This is a genomic window from Streptomyces sp. NPDC048353, from assembly GCF_055587165.1.
The window spans coordinates 1-18,813 of the sequence record NZ_JBVJGU010000008.1; the positions used below are offsets into that span (position 1 = coordinate 1).

Below are 18,813 nucleotides of genomic sequence, written 5' to 3' on the forward strand. Positions count from 1 at the left end.
GGTACTGCAGGGGGGACCCTGTGGGAGAGTAGGACGCCGCCGAACAATCATTGTGGGAAAGCCCCGCACCTTATGGTGCGGGGCTTTTCTGCGTTTAGGGTACGAACATGCGATACGACCTGGTCATCTTCGACAACGACGGGGTGCTCGTCGACAGCGAGCCGATCTCCAACACCCTCCTGGCCGGCTACCTCACCGAGCTCGGGCACCCCACCTCGTACGAGGAGTCCCTGCGCGACTACATGGGGGCCGCCATGCATCGCGTACACGACCTGATCGAGGAGCGGACCGGGCAGCGGCTGCCCGAGGACTTCGACGAGATCTTCCACGGACGCGTCTTCGCCGCCTTCCAGCGGGAGTTGGAGCCCGTCCCCGGAGCCACCGACGTGCTCAAGCACCTGGTGGACGCCGGCATCCCCTACTGCGTCGCCTCCTCCGGAAGCCACCAGCGGATCCGGGTCGGACACCGCAAGACCGGCCTCGACCAGTGGTTCCGCGACGAGAACACCTTCAGCGCCGAGGACGTCGGCCGGGGCAAGCCCGCGCCCGACCTCTTCCTCCACGCCGCCACCCGCATGGGAACCGCCCCCGAGCGGTGCGTCGTCATCGAGGACAGCCGGCTCGGCGTCCAGGCCGCCCTCGCCGCCGGGATGGACGTCTACGGCTTCACGGCCATGACACCCGCGGAGAAGCTGACAGGGTCCCGCGGTCTCTTCGACAGCATGCCGGAGCTCCTCCCCCTGCTCGACTGAGAGACCCCGCGGATTTGGGTCGGTGATCCATCTACCCATGGGTAGAGCCGCGTCCTACGCTGTGCCGCCATGACGGATGCGCGGTTGCGGCGTGGGCGGGGCTCTCTGGCGGTCAGCTTCTTCGTGCAAGGGGTGACCTTCGCGCTCCTGGTGACACGCATACCCGCCATCCAGGACCGGTACGGGATATCCGACGCCCTGCTCCCGGCGTTCCTGGCCGCCGTGCCGATCCTCGCCGGTGTGGCCAGCGTGGCCACCGAGAAGATCGTGGCGCGGATCGGTCCGGGTAAGGTCCTGCGGGCCTCGCAACCCGTCGTGCTCCTCGCCCTCCTGGCGGTCGGCGCGGGAAGCGCGATGTGGCAGGCCGCCGTCGCGCTCGGGGTGTTCGGGCTCGCGGTCGGCGCCCTGGACGCGTCGATGAACATGCTGGGGGTGAGCCTCCAGCGGGAGTACGGCCGGAGCATCATGCTCGGCTTCCACGCCACGTACAGCCTGGGCGGCATCGTGGGGGCCTCGCTCGCCTGGGCGGGGGCGCACTGGGACCTCTCGCTGGTCGTCTCGTACCTGCCGGTCGTGGCCGTGCTGCTGCCCGTCGCCTGGATCGGCGGCCGGTGGTACGTCGACGGGAAGCCGGGGCCGGCCGTCGAAGGAGCCGGGGGCGCGGGGGGTCCCCGGCTCGGCTTCGCGCTGCTGCTGCCGCTGTGCCTCGTGATGACCTTCGCCTACATCGGGGACTCGACGGTGTCGAACTGGTCCGCCAAGTACCTGCAGGACGTGCTCGGCAGCTCGGAGGAGCTGGCGACCGTGCCGTACAACGCGTACATGGTCACCACGCTCCTCGGCCGGGCCGTAGGGGACTTCGGGGTGCGGCGGCTGGGTGCGGCGGCGGTCGTGCGGGGCGGGGCGGTGCTGGCGGCGCTCGGGTTCGCCGTGGTCGCGCTGGCGCCGGGGGCCTGGACGGGCGTGGCCGGGTTCACCGTCCTCGGGCTCGGACTGAGCGTCATCGTGCCGCAGACCTTCGCCGCGGCCGGGAGACTGTTCCCGGGCGCCAGCGACGCCGCCGTGGCCCGGCTCAACGTCTTCAACTACGTCGGGTTCCTGATCGGATCCCCGCTCGTCGGGGCGCTCGGGGACGCCTGGAGCTACCGCGGGGCGATGCTCGTGCCGATGGTGCTGGTCCTGGTGACGGTGGCGTACGCCACGTCGTTCGGTTCTCAACCGGCCCGATACGGTGACGGGCATGAGCGGCCGCGCACTGTTGATGTGGGATGAAGCTGTCACCGGGTACGACTTCGGGTCCGAGCACCCGATGGACCCCGTGCGGCTCGCGCTGACCATGGGGTTGGTGCGGGCGTACGGGCTCGATCGCGCCGTCGACGTGGTGGCCGCCAAGCCGGCCGGTGAGTCGACGCTGCGGCTGGTGCACCGCGAGGACTACGTGGCGGCGGTGCGGGCCGCCTCGGAGCGGCCGAGGGCCGCCGACCAGGCGTACGGCCTGGGGACCGTCGACGACCCGGCGTTCGCCGGGATGCACGAGGTCTCCGCGCTGATCGCCGGACAGTCCGTGGGGGCCGCGGAAGCGGTCTGGCGGGGCGAGGCCGCGCACGCCGTGAACTTCGCCGGCGGGCTGCACCACGCGATGCCGGGCAGCGCCTCCGGGTTCTGCATCTACAACGACGCGTCGCTGGCGATCGCCCGGCTGCTCGAACTGGGCGCGGAGCGGGTCGCCTACGTGGATGTGGACGTCCACCACGGGGACGGCGTGCAGGCCGCGTTCTGGGAGGACCCGCGGGTCCTGACCATCTCGCTGCACGAGCATCCGCGGACGCTGTTCCCGCAGACCGGATGGCCCGAGGAGACGGGCGCGGCCGGGCCGGGGGAGGGGTCGGCGGTGAACGTGGCGCTGCCGGCCGGGACGGGCGACGAGGGATGGCTGCGGGCCTTCCACGCGGTGGTGCCCGAGCTGATCGCGGACTTCCGGCCGCAGGTGCTGGTGACCCAGCACGGGGCGGACACGCACTTCGAGGACCCGCTGGCGCACCTGGCCGTGTCGCTGGACGCGCAGCGGGCCGTGCAGGCGGCCTGTCACGACCTGGCGCACGCACACGTCGAGGGCGGCAAGTGGGTCGCGCTCGGCGGGGGCGGTTACGCGGTGGTGGACGTCGTACCGCGGTCGTGGACGCACCTGGTGGGGATCGCGGCGCACGCTCCGGTGGAGCCGGAGTCGGTGATCCCGTCGTCGTGGCGGGACGAGGTGTACGCGCGGACGCGGCAGCTGGGGCCGGCGCGGATGACGGACGGCCGGTGGCCGGTGGAGTGGCGGGACTGGGCGGAGGGGTACGACCCGGCGGACCGGCTGGACCAGTCGGTGCTGGCGACGCGGCGGGCGGCGTTCCCGCTGCGGGGGCTGCTGGCGTAACCCCGTCCTCGTCCTCGTCGCCTCGCGGGCTGTCCGCGCGGTCCTCGGCGACATGCGTGGTTACGCCAACTGTGCGGTCTCGGACCGCTTTTGGCCCGCCGGAGGCTTCGCTCAGGCAGCATCGAGAGGGTGCTGAGTACCGGGGCGTTGCGGGCGCATCTGTTGGCGGCGGGGTTGGCGGGGACGGTGGCGACCTCGCGGGAGGAGAGCCTGCGCAGCTATCGGCTGTTCGCCGCGCGGGACCCGCGGGTGATGCTGGGGCTGGATCCCGATTACGCGTGGGGCGAGGCGGAGTTATTGCACCTCATGGCCGACAAGTGCGGGGTGTCGCCGGATCCGGCGCACCGCGCCGGGCCCGATGTGATCGATCCGGAGCGGACGTTGAGCGGGCTCGACGCGTTCGCGGCGCGGTTGGGCGAGGTCGCCGCGCGGAGGGCTCCGGTGCTGTTCGGGACGGGACATCCGCACCGTCTGCTGGGGTTCTACGCAGCGCTCGCAGACGCTCTGTCGGCGGTGGGATGTCTTGTCCTCACACCCGCGCAGGGGAGATGTGTCGACATAACGACCCGGTTCGGTCTACGCACGTACCTTCTCGACTACGTACGGGGTGTCGCGTTGGTGCGAGAACCCGGTCTGTCGGCGACCGGGCGTGAAACGGGGGCGCACTCGCATTCCCCGCTGCCGGTTCGGGCCGCTCTGGAGGGCGCCGTGGAGGGCGGTTGGCCCCTTCCCGAGCTTGTCGTCGGCGACCACGGATGGGTCTGCGGCGCAGGTCAGCTGGGTATCGAGGCCATCGGGCTGGCGGATACGGACGATCCCGCGCTCTTCGTCGGAGAGGCGGAGGGGCAGGTGTCCGTGGCGGTTCCGCTTGATGACGCCGTACGGTCCTACTACTACCGCCCGCTCACTCGCTATGTACTCAATCGAGCGCGTCTGTCACGGTAAACGGCCGATGGCTGCTCCTCTTCCCCACTCGTACCACCCGCCCCTAGTCTGGAGCGTGAGCGCACAGCGACGCAGGGTCACCGGAGGGGAAGCCGGTGGGCGTCGTGTGCGGAAGGTACAGGTGGGTCATGGCTGCTGGCGATCGGCCTCTCAACGAGGTCAAGTTTCTTACCGTGGCGGAAGTCGCCTCGGTGATGCGAGTGTCGAAGATGACCGTGTACCGCTTGGTGCACAGCGGTCATCTGCCGGCGATCCGGGTGGGCAGGTCCTTCCGGGTCCCGGAACAGGCAGTGCACGAGTACCTCAGGGAGTCCTTCGTGGGGGTGGAGACCGCGTAGCGAGCGCGCGGCCGATGGCTCAGGACCTCGGCAGGCCGCCGGATTACATCCGGTAGGCTAGGCCGACGTAGGTCGTGTGGGCCCAGACGCCCCGCACCAGTGAAGAGAAGTGAGCGAGGGTAGTCGTGGGCTCTGTTATCAAGAAGCGGCGCAAGCGGATGGCCAAGAAGAAGCACCGCAAGCTGCTCAAGCGCACCCGCGTTCAGCGTCGCAACAAGAAGTAAGCGACGGCTGTACGACGGCTGTTTGTGCGTCGGGCGTGGCCCCCCACCGGTTCGGTGGGGGGCCACGCCTTTTTCGTCCTGTTGCCCACGCCGATCGTTGCGGGGCGGCGGCGAGGCGCTACGGTGGCGCAGAGGCCCCTGAGGGAGGACCCGGGGGATCGAACCGACGGAAGGCGCGGATCTTGGGCAAGGTCGTGCTCGTCACCGGTGCGGCCCGCTATCTGGGGGGCCGTTTCGTACGGCGCCTCCAGCGCGACCCCGAGGTGGACCATGTGGTCGCCCTGGACGCGGTGGCGCCCGCGCACGATCTGGGCGGCGCGGCGTTCGTCCGGGCGGACATCCGCCAGCCCGCCATCGCCAAGGTGCTGGCCGAGTACGACGTGGACACGGTCGTCCATCTGGACGTCACCGGGACGGCGCTGGGCGCCGGGGGCCGTACGTCGGTCAAGGAGACCAACGTCATCGGCACCATGCAGCTGCTCGGGGCCTGCCAGAAGTCGCCCCGGGTCAGCCGGCTGGTGATCAAGTCCAGTACGAGCGTGTACGGCTCCGCGCCGCGCGATCCGGCGGTCTTCCTGGAGACCACCCCGCCCAAGTCGCTGCCGAGCGGGGGCTTCGCCAAGGACGCGGTCGAGGTCGAGGGCTATGTCCGGGGCTTCGCCCGGCGCCGCCCGGACGTGGCCGTGTGTGTGCTGCGGTTCGCGAACATCCTGGGCCCGCGGGTGGAGTCGCCGCTCGTGGAGTACCTGTCGCTGCCGGTGATGCCGACGGTCTTCGGCTACGACCCGAGGCTGCAGTTCGTCCACGAGGACGATGTGATCGACGTCCTGCACGTCGGATCGAAGGAGCCGCGGCGCGCGACGCTGAACAGCGGCACGTTCAATGTGGCGGGTGACGGGGTGCTGCTGCTCTCGCAGTGCGCGCGGCGGCTGGGGCGGCCGACGGTGCCGGTGCCCATGCCCGCGGTCACCTGGGTCGGTTCGGCGCTGCGGACGGTCGGTGTCACCGATTTCTCGCCCGAGCAGATCCGTCTCCTGACGCACGGCCGGGTCGTCTCCACGGTCCAGATGCGCGAGACGCTCGGGTTCGTGCCACGGTTCACCACGGCGGAGGCCTTCGCGGACTTCGCGGCCGGTCGCGGGCCGGGGCTGTTGCCGCCCGAGCGGCTGGCCGGGGCGGTGGACCGGGTCGCGGACCGGCTGACGTCCACCCCGGTGACGCATACCCCTGTTGAGAGCGGCGACTAAGGAGCCCACGTAACCATGGCGGACGCCAAGGTCATTCCGTTCGACGACGACCGTTCGCGGGCGCGGCGGCGCCCTGCCCGGGCCGGGCAGGAGGCCGCGGTGCGGGCTCTGCCGGGTCAGCAGGGCCCTGAGGAGCATCTGGCGGACGGCCGGCGGGGTCCGGTGGGCTCCGGGGGCTCCGACGGCCCGGAGGAGGCGGAGAGCGGCGCGCGGGGCGCGTCGGAGAGCGGGGGCGGGGGCGGCTGGGAGCGGCGGCTCGCGGGCGGGCTCGCGTTCCTGCGCCGGCGGGTGACGGGCGAGTACGAGGTCGACGAGTTCGGCTACGACAAGGAGCTGACCGACCAGGTCCTGATGTCGATGCTGCGGCCGCTGTACGCGAAGTACTTCCGGGTGGAAGTGAAGGGCATCGAGAACATTCCGGCCGAGGGGGGCGCCCTGGTGGTCGCCAACCATTCCGGGACGCTGCCGCTGGACGGCCTGATGATGCAGGTCGCCGTGCACGACAACCATCCGGCGGGCCGTCATCTCCGGCTGCTCGCGGCCGACCTGGTGTTCATGCTGCCGGTGATCAACGAGCTCGCGCGGAAGGCGGGGTCGACGCTGGCGTGCGCGGAGGACGCGGAGCGGCTGCTGCGGTCCGGGGAGATCGTGGGCGTGATGCCGGAGGGGTTCAAGGGCATCGGGAAGCCGTTCGGGGAGCGGTACAAGCTGCAGCGTTTCGGCCGGGGCGGGTTCGTCTCGACGGCGTTGCGGGCGGGGGTGCCGATCGTGCCGTGTTCGATCGTGGGCGCGGAGGAGATCTACCCGATGATCGGCAACGCGAAGACGCTGGCGCGGGTGCTGGGGATTCCTTACTTCCCGATCACGCCGACGTTCCCGTGGCTGGGGCCGCTGGGCGCGGTGCCGTTGCCGACGAAGTGGACGATCCAGTTCGGTGAGCCGATCCCGACGGACGGCTATCCGCTGGAGGCGGTGGAGGATCCGATGCTGATGTTCAATCTGACGGATCAGGTGCGGGAGCAGATCCAGCACACGCTGTACAAGCTGTTGGTGCAGCGCCGGTCGGTGTTCTTCTGACCGTCGGCCGTCTCCGACCGGCCGTGGGCCGGTGGTGTCGGTGGTACGAGAGCGGGGCGCCCCCCGAGGTGAAGGGGGCGCCCCGCTCTGGTGTCAGCGTGCGTCTTCGCTGTCGATGCCGAGACCTGGGAGGAGGTCGGGCAGCAGCGGCGGGATGGTCACGTCCGGCATGGGGGGTGGTGACTGGTCGCCCGACGGGGCCGGGGCGGTGCCGGTCGGCGGGGGGTCGAGGAGTCCGCCGGTGTTGCCGCCGAGCAGGCCGTCGTTCTCCGCGGTGCCGCTGCCGGAGCCGGAGGGCTGCGGCCGGGTGGTGCCGGCGCCGGTGGAGGGGGCGGCCGGGGAGGACGACGGGTGTTGGGTCCTCGGGCCGGGGGAGCTGTGGCCGGTGGTGGGTGTGCCGGTGCCGGCGGCGCCCTTCTCCGGGGTGCGGGGGAGCATGGATTGGAGTGGCTCGACCTCTTGGTCTATGGCGACGAAGACGTCGTTGACTTCGTTGCCGACGTCGGCGAGCTGGACGGGCAGGCGCTCGCGCAGGCCGTTCCACGTGGTGCGGTGGGCTTGGGCGAAGGAGTTGAGCCGGGCCATCGGGGCGATGGCTCCGTCTCTTTCGTACGCCTGGCGGAGCAGCCGGTGGCCTTCGGAGGCGTCGTGCTTCATGCCGCCGAGGACGCGTCGGATCTCGCCGAGGGACTCGTGGTCGAGTGCGCCGGCGCGTCCGCGCTCCATCAGTCTGCGGGCCTCGCTGAGCCGGGTCGATGCCTGGTCCAGATAGATCCCGCCCCGGTCGGCGTCGTCGTCCGCCATCCCGAGCTTGATGTCTTCCATGCCGCGCTTCAGCCCGTAGAGCGAGTCACCGGGGAGGGCGTCGCTGCTGGCGGCGGCGACGCCGCTGAAGGCGCCGGCCGCGACACCGACCGTGAGCCCGCCCGCGGCGATTCCCTTCGACCAGCGGGAGCGGGGGCGCAGCTTGCGCAGCGGGGAGGCCCGGTGGGCTCCCCGTCCGCTCGAGGTCCGCTGCTCCGGCACGGTAGGGCCCGCGGCAGCGCTCCCCTCCGCGAGCATCGCTTCCATGGCGGCGACGAGCTGGGCTCGCTGCACCACCTTGACCTCGGGGTCCATCTTCGGTCTCGGCAGTTCGCCGAGACCGTTCGCCAGCGCCAACAGCCGCCCCTGCTCGGCCGGTTCGGCCGTCGCCTCGGGCTGCTCGGCCGCCGCGCCCTCGGACGCCTGATCCTCCAGGGCATGGGCGAAGGCGTTCGCCCGCCGGTGCGCCGATACGTTCGCGATCACTGGCGGCACCTCCTCTCGTCATGACGGTCGACTCCCCGGGGTGTCCGGAAGGTTGCACACCTTGAACACATCCACACGAAAGAGTGAGTGGCTGTGGGCGAGGCGTGACCGCAGGGAGCCTGCATTCCGCACAACGAGCGGCGCGGCACTTGGGTTACGCGCGAAAGATGATCGGACCAGTGCGTCATCGAGGCGTCACCGACTGTGAGTTGGACGGGGGTCGGGGGGCGTGGGGGGAGGTGGAGGGGACGGGTGGGGTGAGCGGGGGGTGGGAGCGCGTGTGGGGGGCGCGGTGCGGTCAGCGGGCGTCGTCCGGGAGGAGGCGCGCCAGGGTGCGCACCGCCCGGTACTGGAGGGTCTTGATCGCACCCTCGTTCTTGCCCATGACCCGGGCGGTCTCGGCGACGGAGAGGCCCTGCAGGAAGCGCAGGGTCACGCACTCCTGCTGCTGGGGGTTGAGCCGGCGGACCGCGTCCAGGAGGGCCGCGTTGGAGAGGGACTCCAGGACGGAGTCCTCGGGGCTGCGCTCGACCTCGTTGGCGTCGAGCATCTCGCCCGTGGTCACTTCCAGTCGGAAACGGCTCGACTTGAAGTGGTCGGCGACCAGGTTCCGCGCGATCGTGACCAGCCAGGCGCCGAAGTCGCGGCCCTGCCAGGTGAAGGTGGAGATCCGGCGCAGGGCGCGCAGGAACGTCTCACTGGTGAGGTCCTCCGCCGTCGCCTTTCCGCCGACGCGGTAGTAGATGTAGCGGTAGACGGTGTCGCTGTACTGGTCGTACAGGCGGCCGAAGGCTTCGGCCTCGCCGGCCTGGGCGCGTTCGACCAGGTCCATCATGCGAGCGCTGTCGCTGTCGGCGGTGGGGCGGCGGGCGGCGGTCGAGGTTCCGGTGCCGCTGCGGCTGCCCCTTCTGCCGACAGCGGCACCGCTCTCGGCCAGGGCATAGCAGGGACCGGCGGGTGCCGGTGCGGCGAAGGCAAAGGCGGGGACAGGGACGGCATACGCGGTGGGGACGAAGCCGCGCAAGTGGTCGAGGACCGTTGCGCGCAGCGTAGCCAGGCCCGAGGCGTCAACCCCGACGTGTGGGTACACGGGACTCCCAGAGGCAGAGCTTCCATCACGAGCAGTGCGGGACCGTTCACTCGTCGTGGCGACGTGTGGGTTCCGTTGTGCGTCTGAGGAGAATAACGCTTCGTACAGGCAGCGCTACACCCAGTTGCTCAAATCATCGATTCCGACGCTTCTGTTACCGCTTGCGGGCGGATCGCGTCGCACTTCGTGACCGCTTGTTGATCGGATTGCTTCCGAGTGTGACTACGCGCACGCTCTGTTGTGGTCGAGTCCAGAGCTGTGGAGTGATCTGGGCCGCTGCTGGGTAGGGAGCCGCGAATGCCCGGTAGTCGACCTGTGCGGCACTGTTCGACCACGTACGGGTGAGGCGCGCTGGTCTCGGGTTGTCGCAGGTGATCGCGGCCGAAACGTATCGGCACGGGAGGGCGGCCGAGGGGCGCCCAGGACCGGGGAGGGTCGTTTCGTCAGCGCCGGCGGCGGTGCAGGGCGACCGCGGCGGCCGTGCCGCCCGCCAGCGCGCCGACGCCCGCCGCGGCGGGGATGCCGACCTTGGCCGCCTTGCGGCCCGTGCGGTAGTCGCGCAGCCGCCACTCGAGGGACTTGGCGTGGCGGCGCAGCTTGGTGTCGGGGTTGATGGCGTAGGGGTGGCCGACCAGCGACAGCATGGGGATGTCGTTGTGGGAGTCGCTGTAGGCGGCGCAGCGGTTCAGGTCCAGGCCCTCGGCGGCGGCCAGGGCGCGCACGGCCTCGGCCTTGGCCGGTCCGTGCAGGGGTTCGCCGACCAGCCTGCCGGTGTAGACGCCGTCCACCGACTCCGCGACCGTGCCGAGCGCGCCGGTCAGGCCGAGGCGGCGGGCGATGATCGTGGCGGTCTCGACGGGGGCGGCCGTGACCAGCCACACCTTCTGTCCGGCGTCCAGGTGGGCTTGGGCGAGGGCGCGGGTGCCGGGCCAGATCCGGTCCGCCATGTACTCGTCGTAGATCTCCTCGCCGATCGACATCAGCTCGGAGACGCGGTGGCCCTTGACGATCGACAGGGCGCTCTCGCGGGCGTCCTGCATGTGCTCGGGGTCCTCGACGCCGGCCAGCCGGAACCACGCCTGCTGCCAGGCGAAGCGGGCGAGCTCGCGGCGCTGGAAGAACTTCCGCTTGTAGAGACCGCGGCCGAAGTGGAAGATCGCGGCGCCCTGCATGACGGTGTTGTCGAGGTCGAAGAAGGCGGCGGCCCGGACGTCCCCCATGACGGGGAAGTCGGGCTCCGGCGGCGCGATGAGGCCGGCGGCGGCCGCCTCCTCCCGCTCGCGTTCGAGCTGCTGTGAGGTCTTGCGCGCTGCCTCGGCAGCGGCCTCGCCTGCCAGGACGCTGCGCGCGGTGGCGGAGCGCCGGTGAGAGGTGAGCCATCCCAGTGCGGCCATGGCGTGAGCATAGCCAGTCTGTTCGGTCAATCCCGACCCGTGAGGTCGCGGAGGAGTGAACACTCCGCGTCCCTCCTGTCGACGGATGGTGGAGCGGGTCCGGCGGGGGCGGGGCCGCGCGGGCCTCGGTCGGCGCAGAATGGAGGGATGTTCGGACGGACGAAGAAGAAGGACAACCCGGCCGCTCCCGTCGCCTCCGCTTCGCGGACCGTGACGCTGATCGGCAAGCCGGGCTGCCACCTCTGCGACGACGCGCGCGCGGTGATCGAGGCGGTCTGCGCCGAGACGGGGGCGCGCTGGGAGGAGAAGGACATCACGCAGGACGAGGAGCTCCATCAGGAGTACTGGGAGCAGATTCCGGTGGTCCTGGTCGACGGCGAGCAGCACACCTTCTGGCGGGTGGACCCCGCGCGTCTGCGGCGCGAACTGGGTGGCTGACCGGAAGAGGGCTACCATCATGGACGTTTTGGTGGGTTCCGGGGGCATGATCGTAAGGAGAGTGTGCGGTTTTGCCCCCTTCGTGTTTCCAACGGGTTGACGCGCCGCGCGGTTCCTTCGTGGCGCGAACCGGTCGCGTGACCCCGGTCACTTTGGCCGGACAAAACGGACACCATCTTTGTGCACGCGTTCACAAAGACATAGCCTGCATTCGACGGGGCGGTCGAGGGACACAAGGCCGCCTACAGCCCCGCTCATCCCGCAGGAGCACCGTGGCAACTGGCCGAACTCACCGACCGGCGACCCGCAGCCGAGGCATTCCCGAGGCCACCGTCGCCCGCCTTCCGCTGTATCTGCGTGCGCTCACCGCACTGTCGGAGCGCTCCGTACCCACGGTCTCCTCCGAGGAACTCGCAGCCGCCGCGGGGGTCAACTCCGCGAAGCTGCGCAAGGACTTCAGCTACCTCGGTTCGTACGGGACGCGCGGCGTCGGCTACGACGTCGAGTACCTCGTCTACCAGATCTCCCGCGAGCTGGGCCTGACCCAGGACTGGCCCGTGGTCATCGTCGGTATCGGTAACCTCGGCGCCGCCCTCGCCAACTACGGCGGGTTCGCCTCCCGCGGCTTCCGGGTCGCCGCGCTGATCGACGCCGACCCCGCCATGGCCGGCACGCCGGTCGCCGGGATCCCCGTCCAGCACACCGACGAGCTCGAGAAGATCATCGAGGACAACGACGTCTCCATCGGCGTCATCTCCACCCCGGCCGGCGCCGCCCAGCAGGTCTGTGACCGGCTCGTGGCCGCCGGGGTCACCTCGATCCTCAACTTCGCCCCGACCGTGCTGTCCGTGCCCGACGGCGTGGACGTGCGCAAGGTCGACCTCTCCATCGAGCTGCAGATCCTCGCCTTCCACGAGCAGCGCAAGGCCGGCGAGGAGGCGGACGCCGAGGGCGCCGCCGTCGCGCCGCCCGCCGTCCGCGGCGGTGCCACGGGACCGGCCCGGAAGGGACCCGACGGGGACGTCCCCGCCGTGATGCCGGCATGAGTCTCCTCGTCGTCGGGCTGAGCCACCGCAGCGCCCCGGTCAGCGTCCTCGAGCGGGCCTCGCTCGCCTCGGACACCCAGGCCAAGCTGCTGCAGGACACCCTCGCCGCCGAGCCGGCCGCCGAAGGCGCGGTCCTGGCCACCTGCAACCGCATCGAGCTCTACGCCGACGTGGACAAGTTCCACGCCGGTGTCGCCGAGCTGTCCACGCTGCTCGCCCAGCACAGCGGCGTCGGACTCGACGAGCTCACCCCCTATCTCTACGTGCACTACGAGGACCGGGCCGTCCACCACCTCTTCTCGGTGGCCTGCGGGCTCGACTCCATGGTCGTCGGCGAGGGCCAGATCCTCGGGCAGATCAAGGACGCCCTCGCGCTCGGCCAGGAACTGCACACCGCGGGCCGGCTCCTCAACGACCTGTTCCAGCAGGCCCTGCGGGTCGGCAAGCGCGCCCACAGCGAGACCGGCATCGACCGCGCCGGGCAGTCGCTCGTCACCTTCGGCCTCGAGCAGCTCGCCGACGGCACCGACGTCGACGTCTGGGCCGCCGGCAAGCGCGCCCTCGTCATCGGCGCCGGATCGATGTCCTCGCTGGCCGCCGCCACGCTCGCGCGCGCCGGGGTCTCCGAGATAGTGATCGCGAACCGCACCGCGGCCCGCGCCGACCGGCTCGTCCAGATCCTGACCGAGCCCGGAGGCACGGGCGTGGCCGCCCGCGCGGTCGAGATGGTTGCCGTCGGCGACGAACTGACACGTGCCGACATCGTCGTCTCCTGCACCGGCGCCACCGGCCTCGTCCTGACCGCCGAGGCCGTCCAGAGCGCCCTGAAGGGCCGTACCTCCCCGGAGGCCGGGACCCAGGGCGCGGGCGCCCCGGCGGTCGCACTGCTCGACCTCGCCATGCCCCGCGACATCGACGCCGCCGCCCACCGGATCCCGGGCGTGCGCCTCGTCGACATCGAGTCGCTGGCCGAGGCCTCGGCCGACGCCCCGATGGCCGCCGACGTCGACCGGGTCCGTTCGATCGTCGGCGACGAGGTGGCCGCCTTCGGCGCCGCCCAGCGCGCCGCGCACATCACCCCGACCGTGGTCGCCCTGCGCACCATGGCCGCCGACGTCGTCGCGGGAGAGGTGGCCCGGCTCGAGGGCCGGCTGCCCGACCTCGACGAGCGGCAGCGGGCCGAGATCACCCAGACCGTGCGACGTGTGGTCGACAAGCTCCTGCACGCGCCGACCGTACGGGTCAAGCAGCTGGCCGGTGAACCCGGCGGCGCCGGGTACGCCGACGCGCTGCGGACACTCTTCGACCTCGACCCGGAGACGGTCGCCTCCGTCTCCCGGGCCGACCTGAATGACGCCGACGTCAAGAACCGAGGGCGAGTATGACCGAGAGGGCACTGAGGCTCGGGACCAGGCGCAGCAAGCTCGCCATGGCCCAGTCCGGGCATGTGGCCGACGCCGTCCGGCAGCTGTCCGGCCGGCCCGTCGAGCTCGTGGAGATCACGACGTACGGGGACGTCTCCCGTGAGCACCTCGCGCAGATCGGCGGTACGGGCGTGTTCGTCGCCGCCCTGCGCGATGCGCTCCTGGCCGGCGAGGTGGACTTCGCCGTCCACTCCCTGAAGGACCTGCCGACCACGCCCCACCCGGACCTGGTGCTGGCCGCGATCCCGCCGCGGGAGGACTCGCGCGACGTCCTCGTCGCCCGCGACGGCCTGACGCTCGACCGGCTGCCGGACGGCGCCCGGATCGGCACCGGCTCCCCGCGGCGCACGGCCCAGCTCAACGCGTACGCGCGCAGCCACGGGCTGACCATCGAGACCGTGCCGATCCGCGGGAACATCGACACCCGCGTCGGATACGTGCACAAGGGCGAGCTGGACGCGGTGGTTCTCGCCGCGGCCGGACTCAGCCGCATCGGCAGGACCGACGAGGTGACCGAGTTCCTGTCGGTCGACTCCGTCCTGCCCGCCCCCGGCCAGGGGGCACTGGCGATCGAGTGCGCGGCTTCCGCCACCGACCTCATCGCCCTGCTCGCCGAGCTCGACGACCCGTACACCCGGGCCGCCGTGACCGCCGAGCGATCCCTGCTCGCCGCCTTGGAGGCCGGCTGCTCCGCACCCGTGGGTGCGCTGGCCGACCTGCTGGCCGAGGATTCCGGCCGCGGGCAGACTGTCACCGAGATGCGCCTGCGCGGCGTCGTCGGCACCACCGACGGCTCGACGCTGGTGCAGCTGTCCACCACCGGTCCCGTACCCACGTCGTACGACGAGGCGATGGCGCTCGGACGCGAACTCGCGGACGAGATGCTCGCCAAGGGTGCGGCCGGTCTTATGGGGGAGCGAGCACTTTGAGCCCCACCAGCCCGACCACCAGCCCCCTGTCCCCGGTCTTCGCCGGCCACGGGCACGTCACCTTCCTCGGTGCCGGCCCAGGCGATCCCGGACTGCTGACCCTCCGGGCCGTCGAGGTCCTGTCCGGGGCGGACGTCCTGATCGCAGAGCCGGAAGTCCTCGAGGTCGTCCGCGGCCATGCGCGCACGGGCGTGAGCACGCCTGAGCTGACGGTTGTCGACGAGGCGTCAACAACCGCCGGGGTCCCCGTGTTGAGGGACGCGACCAATCTTGTCATGGAGGCCGCGCGGGGCGGCAAGCGGGTCGTCCGTGCGGTGACCGGCGACCCCGGGCTCGACGGGGGCGCGGGGAGCGAGATGCTCGCCTGCGCCGCGGCGGGCATCCCCTTCGAGGTCGTGCCCGGTGTCGCGACGGCGGTGGGCGTACCCGCGTACGCCGGTGTTCCGCTGCGTGACGCGCAGGGCACGGACGTGCGTTTCGTGGACGCCCGGACCGCCGACGACCGGTGCTGGAGCGAGGTCGGCGCCTCGGACGGCACCGTCGTCGTCTCCACCACGCTGGACTCGGTGGCGGCGGCGGCCGGAGAGCTGGTGGCGGCTGGCCGTAAGCCGGACACCCCGCTCACCGTGACCATCGCCGGTACGACGACGCGGCAGCGGACGTGGACCGCGACGCTCGGCACGATCGCGCAGGTCTTCAAGCAGGGCAAGGTGCTCCCCTCGCCCGAGGGCCACCGGCCCGTCATAGCCGTGGTCGGCGAGCGCAGCGCTCCGGCGCAGCGGGACCAGCTGGCGTGGTTCGAGTCGAAGCCGCTCTTCGGGTGGCGGGTGCTGGTGCCGCGTACCAAGGAGCAGGCCGCGTCGCTCTCCGACCAGCTGCGCAGCTACGGCGCCGTGCCGCACGAGGTGCCGACGATCGCCGTCGAGCCGCCGCGCACGCCGCAGCAGATGGAACGGGCGGTCAAGGGTCTGGTGACCGGCCGCTACGAGTGGATCGCCTTCACGTCGGTCAACGCGGTGAAGGCGGTGCGGGAGAAGTTCGAGGAGTACGGGCTCGACGCGCGGGCCTTCGCCGGGATCAAGGTCGCGGCCGTGGGCGAGCAGACGGCGGCCGCGCTCGTCGACTTCGGTGTGAAGCCGGACCTCGTGCCGAGCGGGGAGCAGTCGGCGGCGGGGCTGCTGGAGGACTGGCCGCCCTACGACCCGGTCTTCGACCCGATCGACCGTGTCTTCCTGCCGCGTGCGGACATCGCGACGGAGACGCTGGTCGCGGGTCTGATCGAGCTCGGGTGGGAGGTCGACGACGTGACCGCCTACCGGACGGTGCGGGCGTCGCCGCCGCCGGCGGACACGCGGGAGGCGATCAAGGGCGGCGGCTTCGACGCGGTGCTCTTCACGTCCTCGTCGACCGTGCGGAACCTGGTCGGTATCGCCGGGAAGCCGCACAACGTGACGGTCATCGCCTGTATCGGCCCGGCGACCGCCAAGACGGCGGAGGAGCACGGGCTGCGGGTCGACGTGCTGTCGCCGGAGCCGTCGGTGCACAAGCTGGCGGAGGCGCTGGCGGACTTCGGTCTCCGGCGCCGGGAGGCGGCGCTGGAGGCGGGGGATCCGGTGACGCGGCCGAGCGAGCGGAGGCCGGGGGCGCGGAGGCGGCGGACGACGTGAGTCGTGCGGCGTGACGGTCGTGGCGTGACTGCGTGACGTGGCCGTTGTGACGTGACGCCGCGGTTGTGGCGTGACGTGTGCGCATGGGGTGCGGGGCCTTTCGGGGCTCCGCGCCCCATTGGCGTTTCTGGGGGGCCTGGGGCCTTGGCCCTTGGGGGGCCGGGGCGCTGGGCCTTGAGGGGGCGCCGGGGTCGTGGTGGGCGGGGGGCCGGGGCGGAGGCACCCGCGAGGGCGCCGTCCCGTTGTGCCCACCCGTCCCGCCCCAGCGGGACGAATGCCCACAACGGGGGGAGGTGGGGATGGGGGCGGGACGTGGGCCACAGCGGGTGGGGTGGGGCAACAGGGTGTCGGTAAGTGGAGGGGGCGGGCGGGCGTAGCCTCGGGGCATGAACTCGTACGGATCCTTTCCCGGGGCGCGGCCGAGGCGGCTGCGGACGACTCCCGCCATGCGGCGGATGGTGGCCGAGACGCGGCTGAGTTCGGCCGATCTGATCCTTCCCGCGTTCGTGCGGGAGGGCATCGGCGAGCCCGTGCCGATCGCCGCGATGCCCGGCGTCGTCCAGCACACGCGGGACACCCTGCGGAAAGCCGCCGTGGAGGCGCTGGAGGCCGGTGTCTCCGGGATCATGCTCTTCGGTGTCCCCGAGGACGCGAAGAAGGACGCCGCCGGTACGGCGGGCACGGATCCGGACGGGATCCTTCAGGTCGCGATCAGGGACGTGCGGGCCGAGGTCGGCGACGAACTCGTGATCATGTCCGACCTCTGCCTCGACGAGTACACCGACCACGGGCACTGCGGGGTCCTGGACGCGAGCGGCCGGGTCGACAACGACGCCACCCTCGAGCGCTACGCCGAGATGGCCCAGGTCCAGGCGGACGCCGGCGTCCACGTCGTGGGGCCCTCCGGGATGATGGACGGCCAGGTCGGGGTGGTCCGTGACGCGCTGGACACCATCGGCAAGGAGGACGTGTCGATCCTGGCGTACACCGCGAAGTACTCCTCCGCCTTCTACGGGCCCTTCCGCGAGGCCGTCGGCTCGTCGCTGACCGGCGACCGCAAGACGTACCAGCAGGACCCCGCGAACCTCCGCGAGTCGATGCGCGAGCTGGCGCTCGACCTGGAGGAGGGTGCCGACATGGTCATGGTGAAGCCGGCGGGTCCCTACCTGGACGTGCTGGCGAAGGTCGCCGAGGCCGTGGACGTGCCCGTCGCGGCCTACCAGATCAGCGGTGAGTACGCGATGGTCGAGGCGGCGGCCGAGAAGGGCTGGATCGACCGGGACAAGGCCATCCTGGAGACCCTGACCGGCATCAGGCGCGCGGGCGCCCGCATGATCCTCACGTACTGGGCCACCGAGGCCGCGCAGAAGCTCAGCCGCGGGGTCTGACAATCCCTCGATAGGGACGGAACCGGACGCCGGTTCCGTCCCCGGCGTCCTCCCCGCGTCCCTCTCCGTCGTCGTCGTCGTCGTGGGCCGTGAGGACGCGCACGCCCTTGCCGTCCTCACCGCGATGGACGTACTGGGCGATGCCCGCGTCGGACGCGGTGGTGCCGAGGGTGCGTATGGGTCCCTCCCGGAGGAGGACCGAGCGCTCGTACCGATACCGGCCGGGCGGGCCGACCGAGATCAGGGCCTGGACGGAGTCGGCGATCGCCCGATGGTTGGCCGGGTCGGCGGCGAAGGCGTGCTGGGCCGCGGCGTCCGTCCACTGGGCGTAGTTGAGGACGGAGAGCCCGTCGGTGCCCGCCAGGCAGTAGCGACCGAGGAACGACTCGGGCAGCCGGGCTTCCGCCCAGGCGTCGATGACACCGTCCATGACGGCCTGCCGGCGCTCCGCGTCCGGTGTCCGCCACTCCGAGATCAGGACGAGGCCGGCGTCAGGGCGGCCGAAGTCGGGGAACGACGAGGACTCCACTAAAACGTTAGTCATGTCTAACAGTTTCGGGCTTGGGAACCGACCGTGCAAGCGAATTAACGGACGGTGAGCATGAGGGCGGCCGGGGGAGGCCGTCCGTCGGTGGACGGATGGTCACGAGCGGCCTCGCCACCGCCGCCTGTCGTCGGGCTTCTCCGGTCGGCCACGCACCGATTGGTGAGGAATGACCGGGCGGCGCACCCTGGTAGTACCGCTGGAGGTGGTCCTCATGCACACGCTCGTCGGATGGCACATCGAGATGGAGTTCCAGGAGGAAGGCGACCGGACCAGAGCCGCCGCCATGGTGCGGCTCGGTGACGGCACCGAGTTCCGCGCCCATGGCAATGCCCACCGGCACCCCTCCGATCCGGATCAGTTGCGCGTCGGAGAGGAGATCGCGGGCGCCCGCGCGCTCATGGACCTCGCCTCCCAGATGCTGCAGAAGGCCCACATGGAGATCGACGAGGTGTCCGGCAGGACCTCGCACCCGCTCCGCTGACCGACGGCACGGGCGTGGAGGTCCGCCGGGCCGGTGGCGGCGTCGAACGCGGCGCCGCCACCGCGCCGGTCCCGTCCCGTCACTGACGGTTGATCAGAACGATCACGATCACCGCGC

The 18,813-nt window shown here is 71.5% G+C and carries 19 protein-coding genes; 15 read left to right on the plus strand and 4 right to left on the minus strand.

What is annotated here, in order from left to right; all coding sequences use genetic code 11:
- Positions 1-107 precede the first annotated feature (107 nt).
- The 8 genes from ACZ6RC_RS26150 to ACZ6RC_RS26185 all read left to right on the plus strand — a co-directional run bounded on the left by ACZ6RC_RS26150 (position 108) and on the right by ACZ6RC_RS26185 (position 7,002).
- Positions 108-752, plus strand: coding sequence for an HAD family hydrolase (locus ACZ6RC_RS26150; RefSeq protein WP_469587526.1), 645 nt, complete (start codon positions 108-110; stop codon positions 750-752).
- Between the two features lie 69 nt (positions 753-821).
- The gene (locus ACZ6RC_RS26155; RefSeq protein ID WP_469587528.1) at positions 822-2,024 is read left to right on the plus strand and encodes an MFS transporter; all 1,203 of its coding nucleotides are present in this window, start codon (positions 822-824) and stop codon (positions 2,022-2,024) included.
- Entirely contained in the window at positions 1,993-3,171 is a 1,179-nt protein-coding gene (locus ACZ6RC_RS26160) for an acetoin utilization protein AcuC (RefSeq protein ID WP_469587531.1), read from the plus strand. The genes ACZ6RC_RS26155 and ACZ6RC_RS26160 overlap by 32 nt, the downstream gene beginning before the upstream one ends.
- 129 nt (positions 3,172-3,300) lie before the next feature.
- Positions 3,301-4,116 (plus strand): phosphatase, encoded by an 816-nt coding sequence (locus ACZ6RC_RS26165; RefSeq protein ID WP_469587534.1) that lies wholly within the window; start codon positions 3,301-3,303, stop codon positions 4,114-4,116.
- 128 nt (positions 4,117-4,244) lie between these two features.
- Complete coding sequence (locus ACZ6RC_RS26170) at positions 4,245-4,454, plus strand: helix-turn-helix domain-containing protein (RefSeq protein WP_158988220.1); 210 nt, start codon at positions 4,245-4,247, stop codon at positions 4,452-4,454.
- A gap of 125 nt (positions 4,455-4,579) precedes the next feature.
- On the plus strand, positions 4,580-4,678 hold the full coding sequence (locus ACZ6RC_RS26175) for a 30S ribosomal protein bS22 (protein WP_003948845.1): 99 nt from the start codon (positions 4,580-4,582) through the stop codon (positions 4,676-4,678).
- A 182-nt stretch (positions 4,679-4,860) separates the two neighbouring features.
- Positions 4,861-5,925, plus strand: a complete 1,065-nt coding sequence (locus ACZ6RC_RS26180; protein WP_469587538.1) for an NAD-dependent epimerase/dehydratase family protein — start codon at positions 4,861-4,863, stop codon at positions 5,923-5,925.
- 15 nt (positions 5,926-5,940) lie between these two features.
- Positions 5,941-7,002, plus strand: a complete 1,062-nt coding sequence (locus ACZ6RC_RS26185) for a lysophospholipid acyltransferase family protein (RefSeq protein WP_391146097.1) — start codon at positions 5,941-5,943, stop codon at positions 7,000-7,002.
- A gap of 93 nt (positions 7,003-7,095) precedes the next feature.
- Here the strand turns inward: ACZ6RC_RS26185 and ACZ6RC_RS26190 are convergent, their stop codons facing one another.
- From ACZ6RC_RS26190 to ACZ6RC_RS26200, 3 genes are all read right to left on the minus strand, one after another.
- Positions 7,096-8,292 carry a DUF5667 domain-containing protein gene (locus tag ACZ6RC_RS26190; RefSeq protein WP_453617588.1) on the minus strand — a complete coding sequence of 399 codons (1,197 nt, stop codon included), beginning with the start codon at positions 8,290-8,292 and terminating at the stop codon, positions 7,096-7,098.
- A 298-nt stretch (positions 8,293-8,590) separates the two neighbouring features.
- A complete protein-coding gene (locus ACZ6RC_RS26195; RefSeq protein ID WP_391146091.1) occupies positions 8,591-9,382 on the minus strand; it encodes an ECF subfamily RNA polymerase sigma factor, BldN family in 792 nt (263 codons plus the stop codon).
- A gap of 443 nt (positions 9,383-9,825) precedes the next feature.
- Positions 9,826-10,776, minus strand: coding sequence for an HAD family hydrolase (locus ACZ6RC_RS26200; RefSeq protein ID WP_391146089.1), 951 nt, complete (start codon positions 10,774-10,776; stop codon positions 9,826-9,828).
- A gap of 147 nt (positions 10,777-10,923) precedes the next feature.
- Here ACZ6RC_RS26200 and ACZ6RC_RS26205 point away from each other — a divergent pair, with 147 nt between their 5' ends.
- From ACZ6RC_RS26205 to hemB, 6 genes are all read left to right on the plus strand, one after another.
- Positions 10,924-11,214, plus strand: a complete 291-nt coding sequence (locus ACZ6RC_RS26205) for a glutaredoxin family protein (RefSeq protein WP_453617586.1) — start codon at positions 10,924-10,926, stop codon at positions 11,212-11,214.
- 272 nt (positions 11,215-11,486) lie between these two features.
- On the plus strand, positions 11,487-12,260 hold the full coding sequence (locus tag ACZ6RC_RS26210; protein ID WP_391146084.1) for a redox-sensing transcriptional repressor Rex: 774 nt from the start codon (positions 11,487-11,489) through the stop codon (positions 12,258-12,260).
- Positions 12,257-13,645, plus strand: a complete 1,389-nt coding sequence (locus tag ACZ6RC_RS26215; RefSeq protein WP_391146082.1) for a glutamyl-tRNA reductase — start codon at positions 12,257-12,259, stop codon at positions 13,643-13,645. Before ACZ6RC_RS26210 ends, ACZ6RC_RS26215 begins: the two co-directional genes overlap by 4 nt.
- Positions 13,642-14,613, plus strand: a complete 972-nt coding sequence (gene hemC / locus ACZ6RC_RS26220; RefSeq protein ID WP_391146081.1) for a hydroxymethylbilane synthase — start codon at positions 13,642-13,644, stop codon at positions 14,611-14,613. The genes ACZ6RC_RS26215 and hemC overlap by 4 nt, the downstream gene beginning before the upstream one ends.
- The gene (locus ACZ6RC_RS26225) at positions 14,610-16,280 is read left to right on the plus strand and encodes a bifunctional uroporphyrinogen-III C-methyltransferase/uroporphyrinogen-III synthase (protein WP_469587548.1); all 1,671 of its coding nucleotides are present in this window, start codon (positions 14,610-14,612) and stop codon (positions 16,278-16,280) included. Before hemC ends, ACZ6RC_RS26225 begins: the two co-directional genes overlap by 4 nt.
- 386 nt (positions 16,281-16,666) lie before the next feature.
- Positions 16,667-17,668, plus strand: coding sequence for a porphobilinogen synthase (gene hemB, locus ACZ6RC_RS26230; protein ID WP_469587551.1), 1,002 nt, complete (start codon positions 16,667-16,669; stop codon positions 17,666-17,668).
- On the opposite strand, the gene ACZ6RC_RS26235 is transcribed toward hemB, so the two are convergent.
- Positions 17,652-18,212 carry a hypothetical protein gene (locus ACZ6RC_RS26235; RefSeq protein ID WP_469587553.1) on the minus strand — a complete coding sequence of 187 codons (561 nt, stop codon included), beginning with the start codon at positions 18,210-18,212 and terminating at the stop codon, positions 17,652-17,654. The genes hemB and ACZ6RC_RS26235 overlap by 17 nt on opposite strands.
- A 214-nt stretch (positions 18,213-18,426) precedes the next feature.
- Between ACZ6RC_RS26235 and ACZ6RC_RS26240 the strand changes: the two genes are divergently transcribed.
- Positions 18,427-18,696 (plus strand): DUF1876 domain-containing protein, encoded by a 270-nt coding sequence (locus ACZ6RC_RS26240; protein WP_391146069.1) that lies wholly within the window; start codon positions 18,427-18,429, stop codon positions 18,694-18,696.
- Positions 18,697-18,813 lie beyond the last annotated feature (117 nt).

Bases quoted from the DNA above. Each gene is read 5' to 3' on its own strand.
- ACZ6RC_RS26150 (WP_469587526.1), top strand. From the start codon at position 108: ATGCGATACGACCTGGTCATCTTCGACAACGACGGGGTGCTCGTCGAC.
- ACZ6RC_RS26155 (WP_469587528.1), top strand. From the start codon at position 822: ATGACGGATGCGCGGTTGCGGCGTGGGCGGGGCTCTCTGGCGGTCAGC.
- ACZ6RC_RS26160 (WP_469587531.1), top strand. From the start codon at position 1,993: ATGAGCGGCCGCGCACTGTTGATGTGGGATGAAGCTGTCACCGGGTAC.
- ACZ6RC_RS26170 (WP_158988220.1), top strand. From the start codon at position 4,245: ATGGCTGCTGGCGATCGGCCTCTCAACGAGGTCAAGTTTCTTACCGTG.
- ACZ6RC_RS26185 (WP_391146097.1), top strand. From the start codon at position 5,941: ATGGCGGACGCCAAGGTCATTCCGTTCGACGACGACCGTTCGCGGGCG.
- ACZ6RC_RS26200 (WP_391146089.1), bottom strand. From the start codon at position 10,776: ATGGCCGCACTGGGATGGCTCACCTCTCACCGGCGCTCCGCCACCGCG.
- ACZ6RC_RS26205 (WP_453617586.1), top strand. From the start codon at position 10,924: ATGTTCGGACGGACGAAGAAGAAGGACAACCCGGCCGCTCCCGTCGCC.
- ACZ6RC_RS26215 (WP_391146082.1), top strand. From the start codon at position 12,257: ATGAGTCTCCTCGTCGTCGGGCTGAGCCACCGCAGCGCCCCGGTCAGC.
- hemC (WP_391146081.1), top strand. From the start codon at position 13,642: ATGACCGAGAGGGCACTGAGGCTCGGGACCAGGCGCAGCAAGCTCGCC.
- hemB (WP_469587551.1), top strand. From the start codon at position 16,667: ATGAACTCGTACGGATCCTTTCCCGGGGCGCGGCCGAGGCGGCTGCGG.
- ACZ6RC_RS26235 (WP_469587553.1), bottom strand. From the start codon at position 18,212: ATGACTAACGTTTTAGTGGAGTCCTCGTCGTTCCCCGACTTCGGCCGC.
- ACZ6RC_RS26240 (WP_391146069.1), top strand. From the start codon at position 18,427: ATGCACACGCTCGTCGGATGGCACATCGAGATGGAGTTCCAGGAGGAA.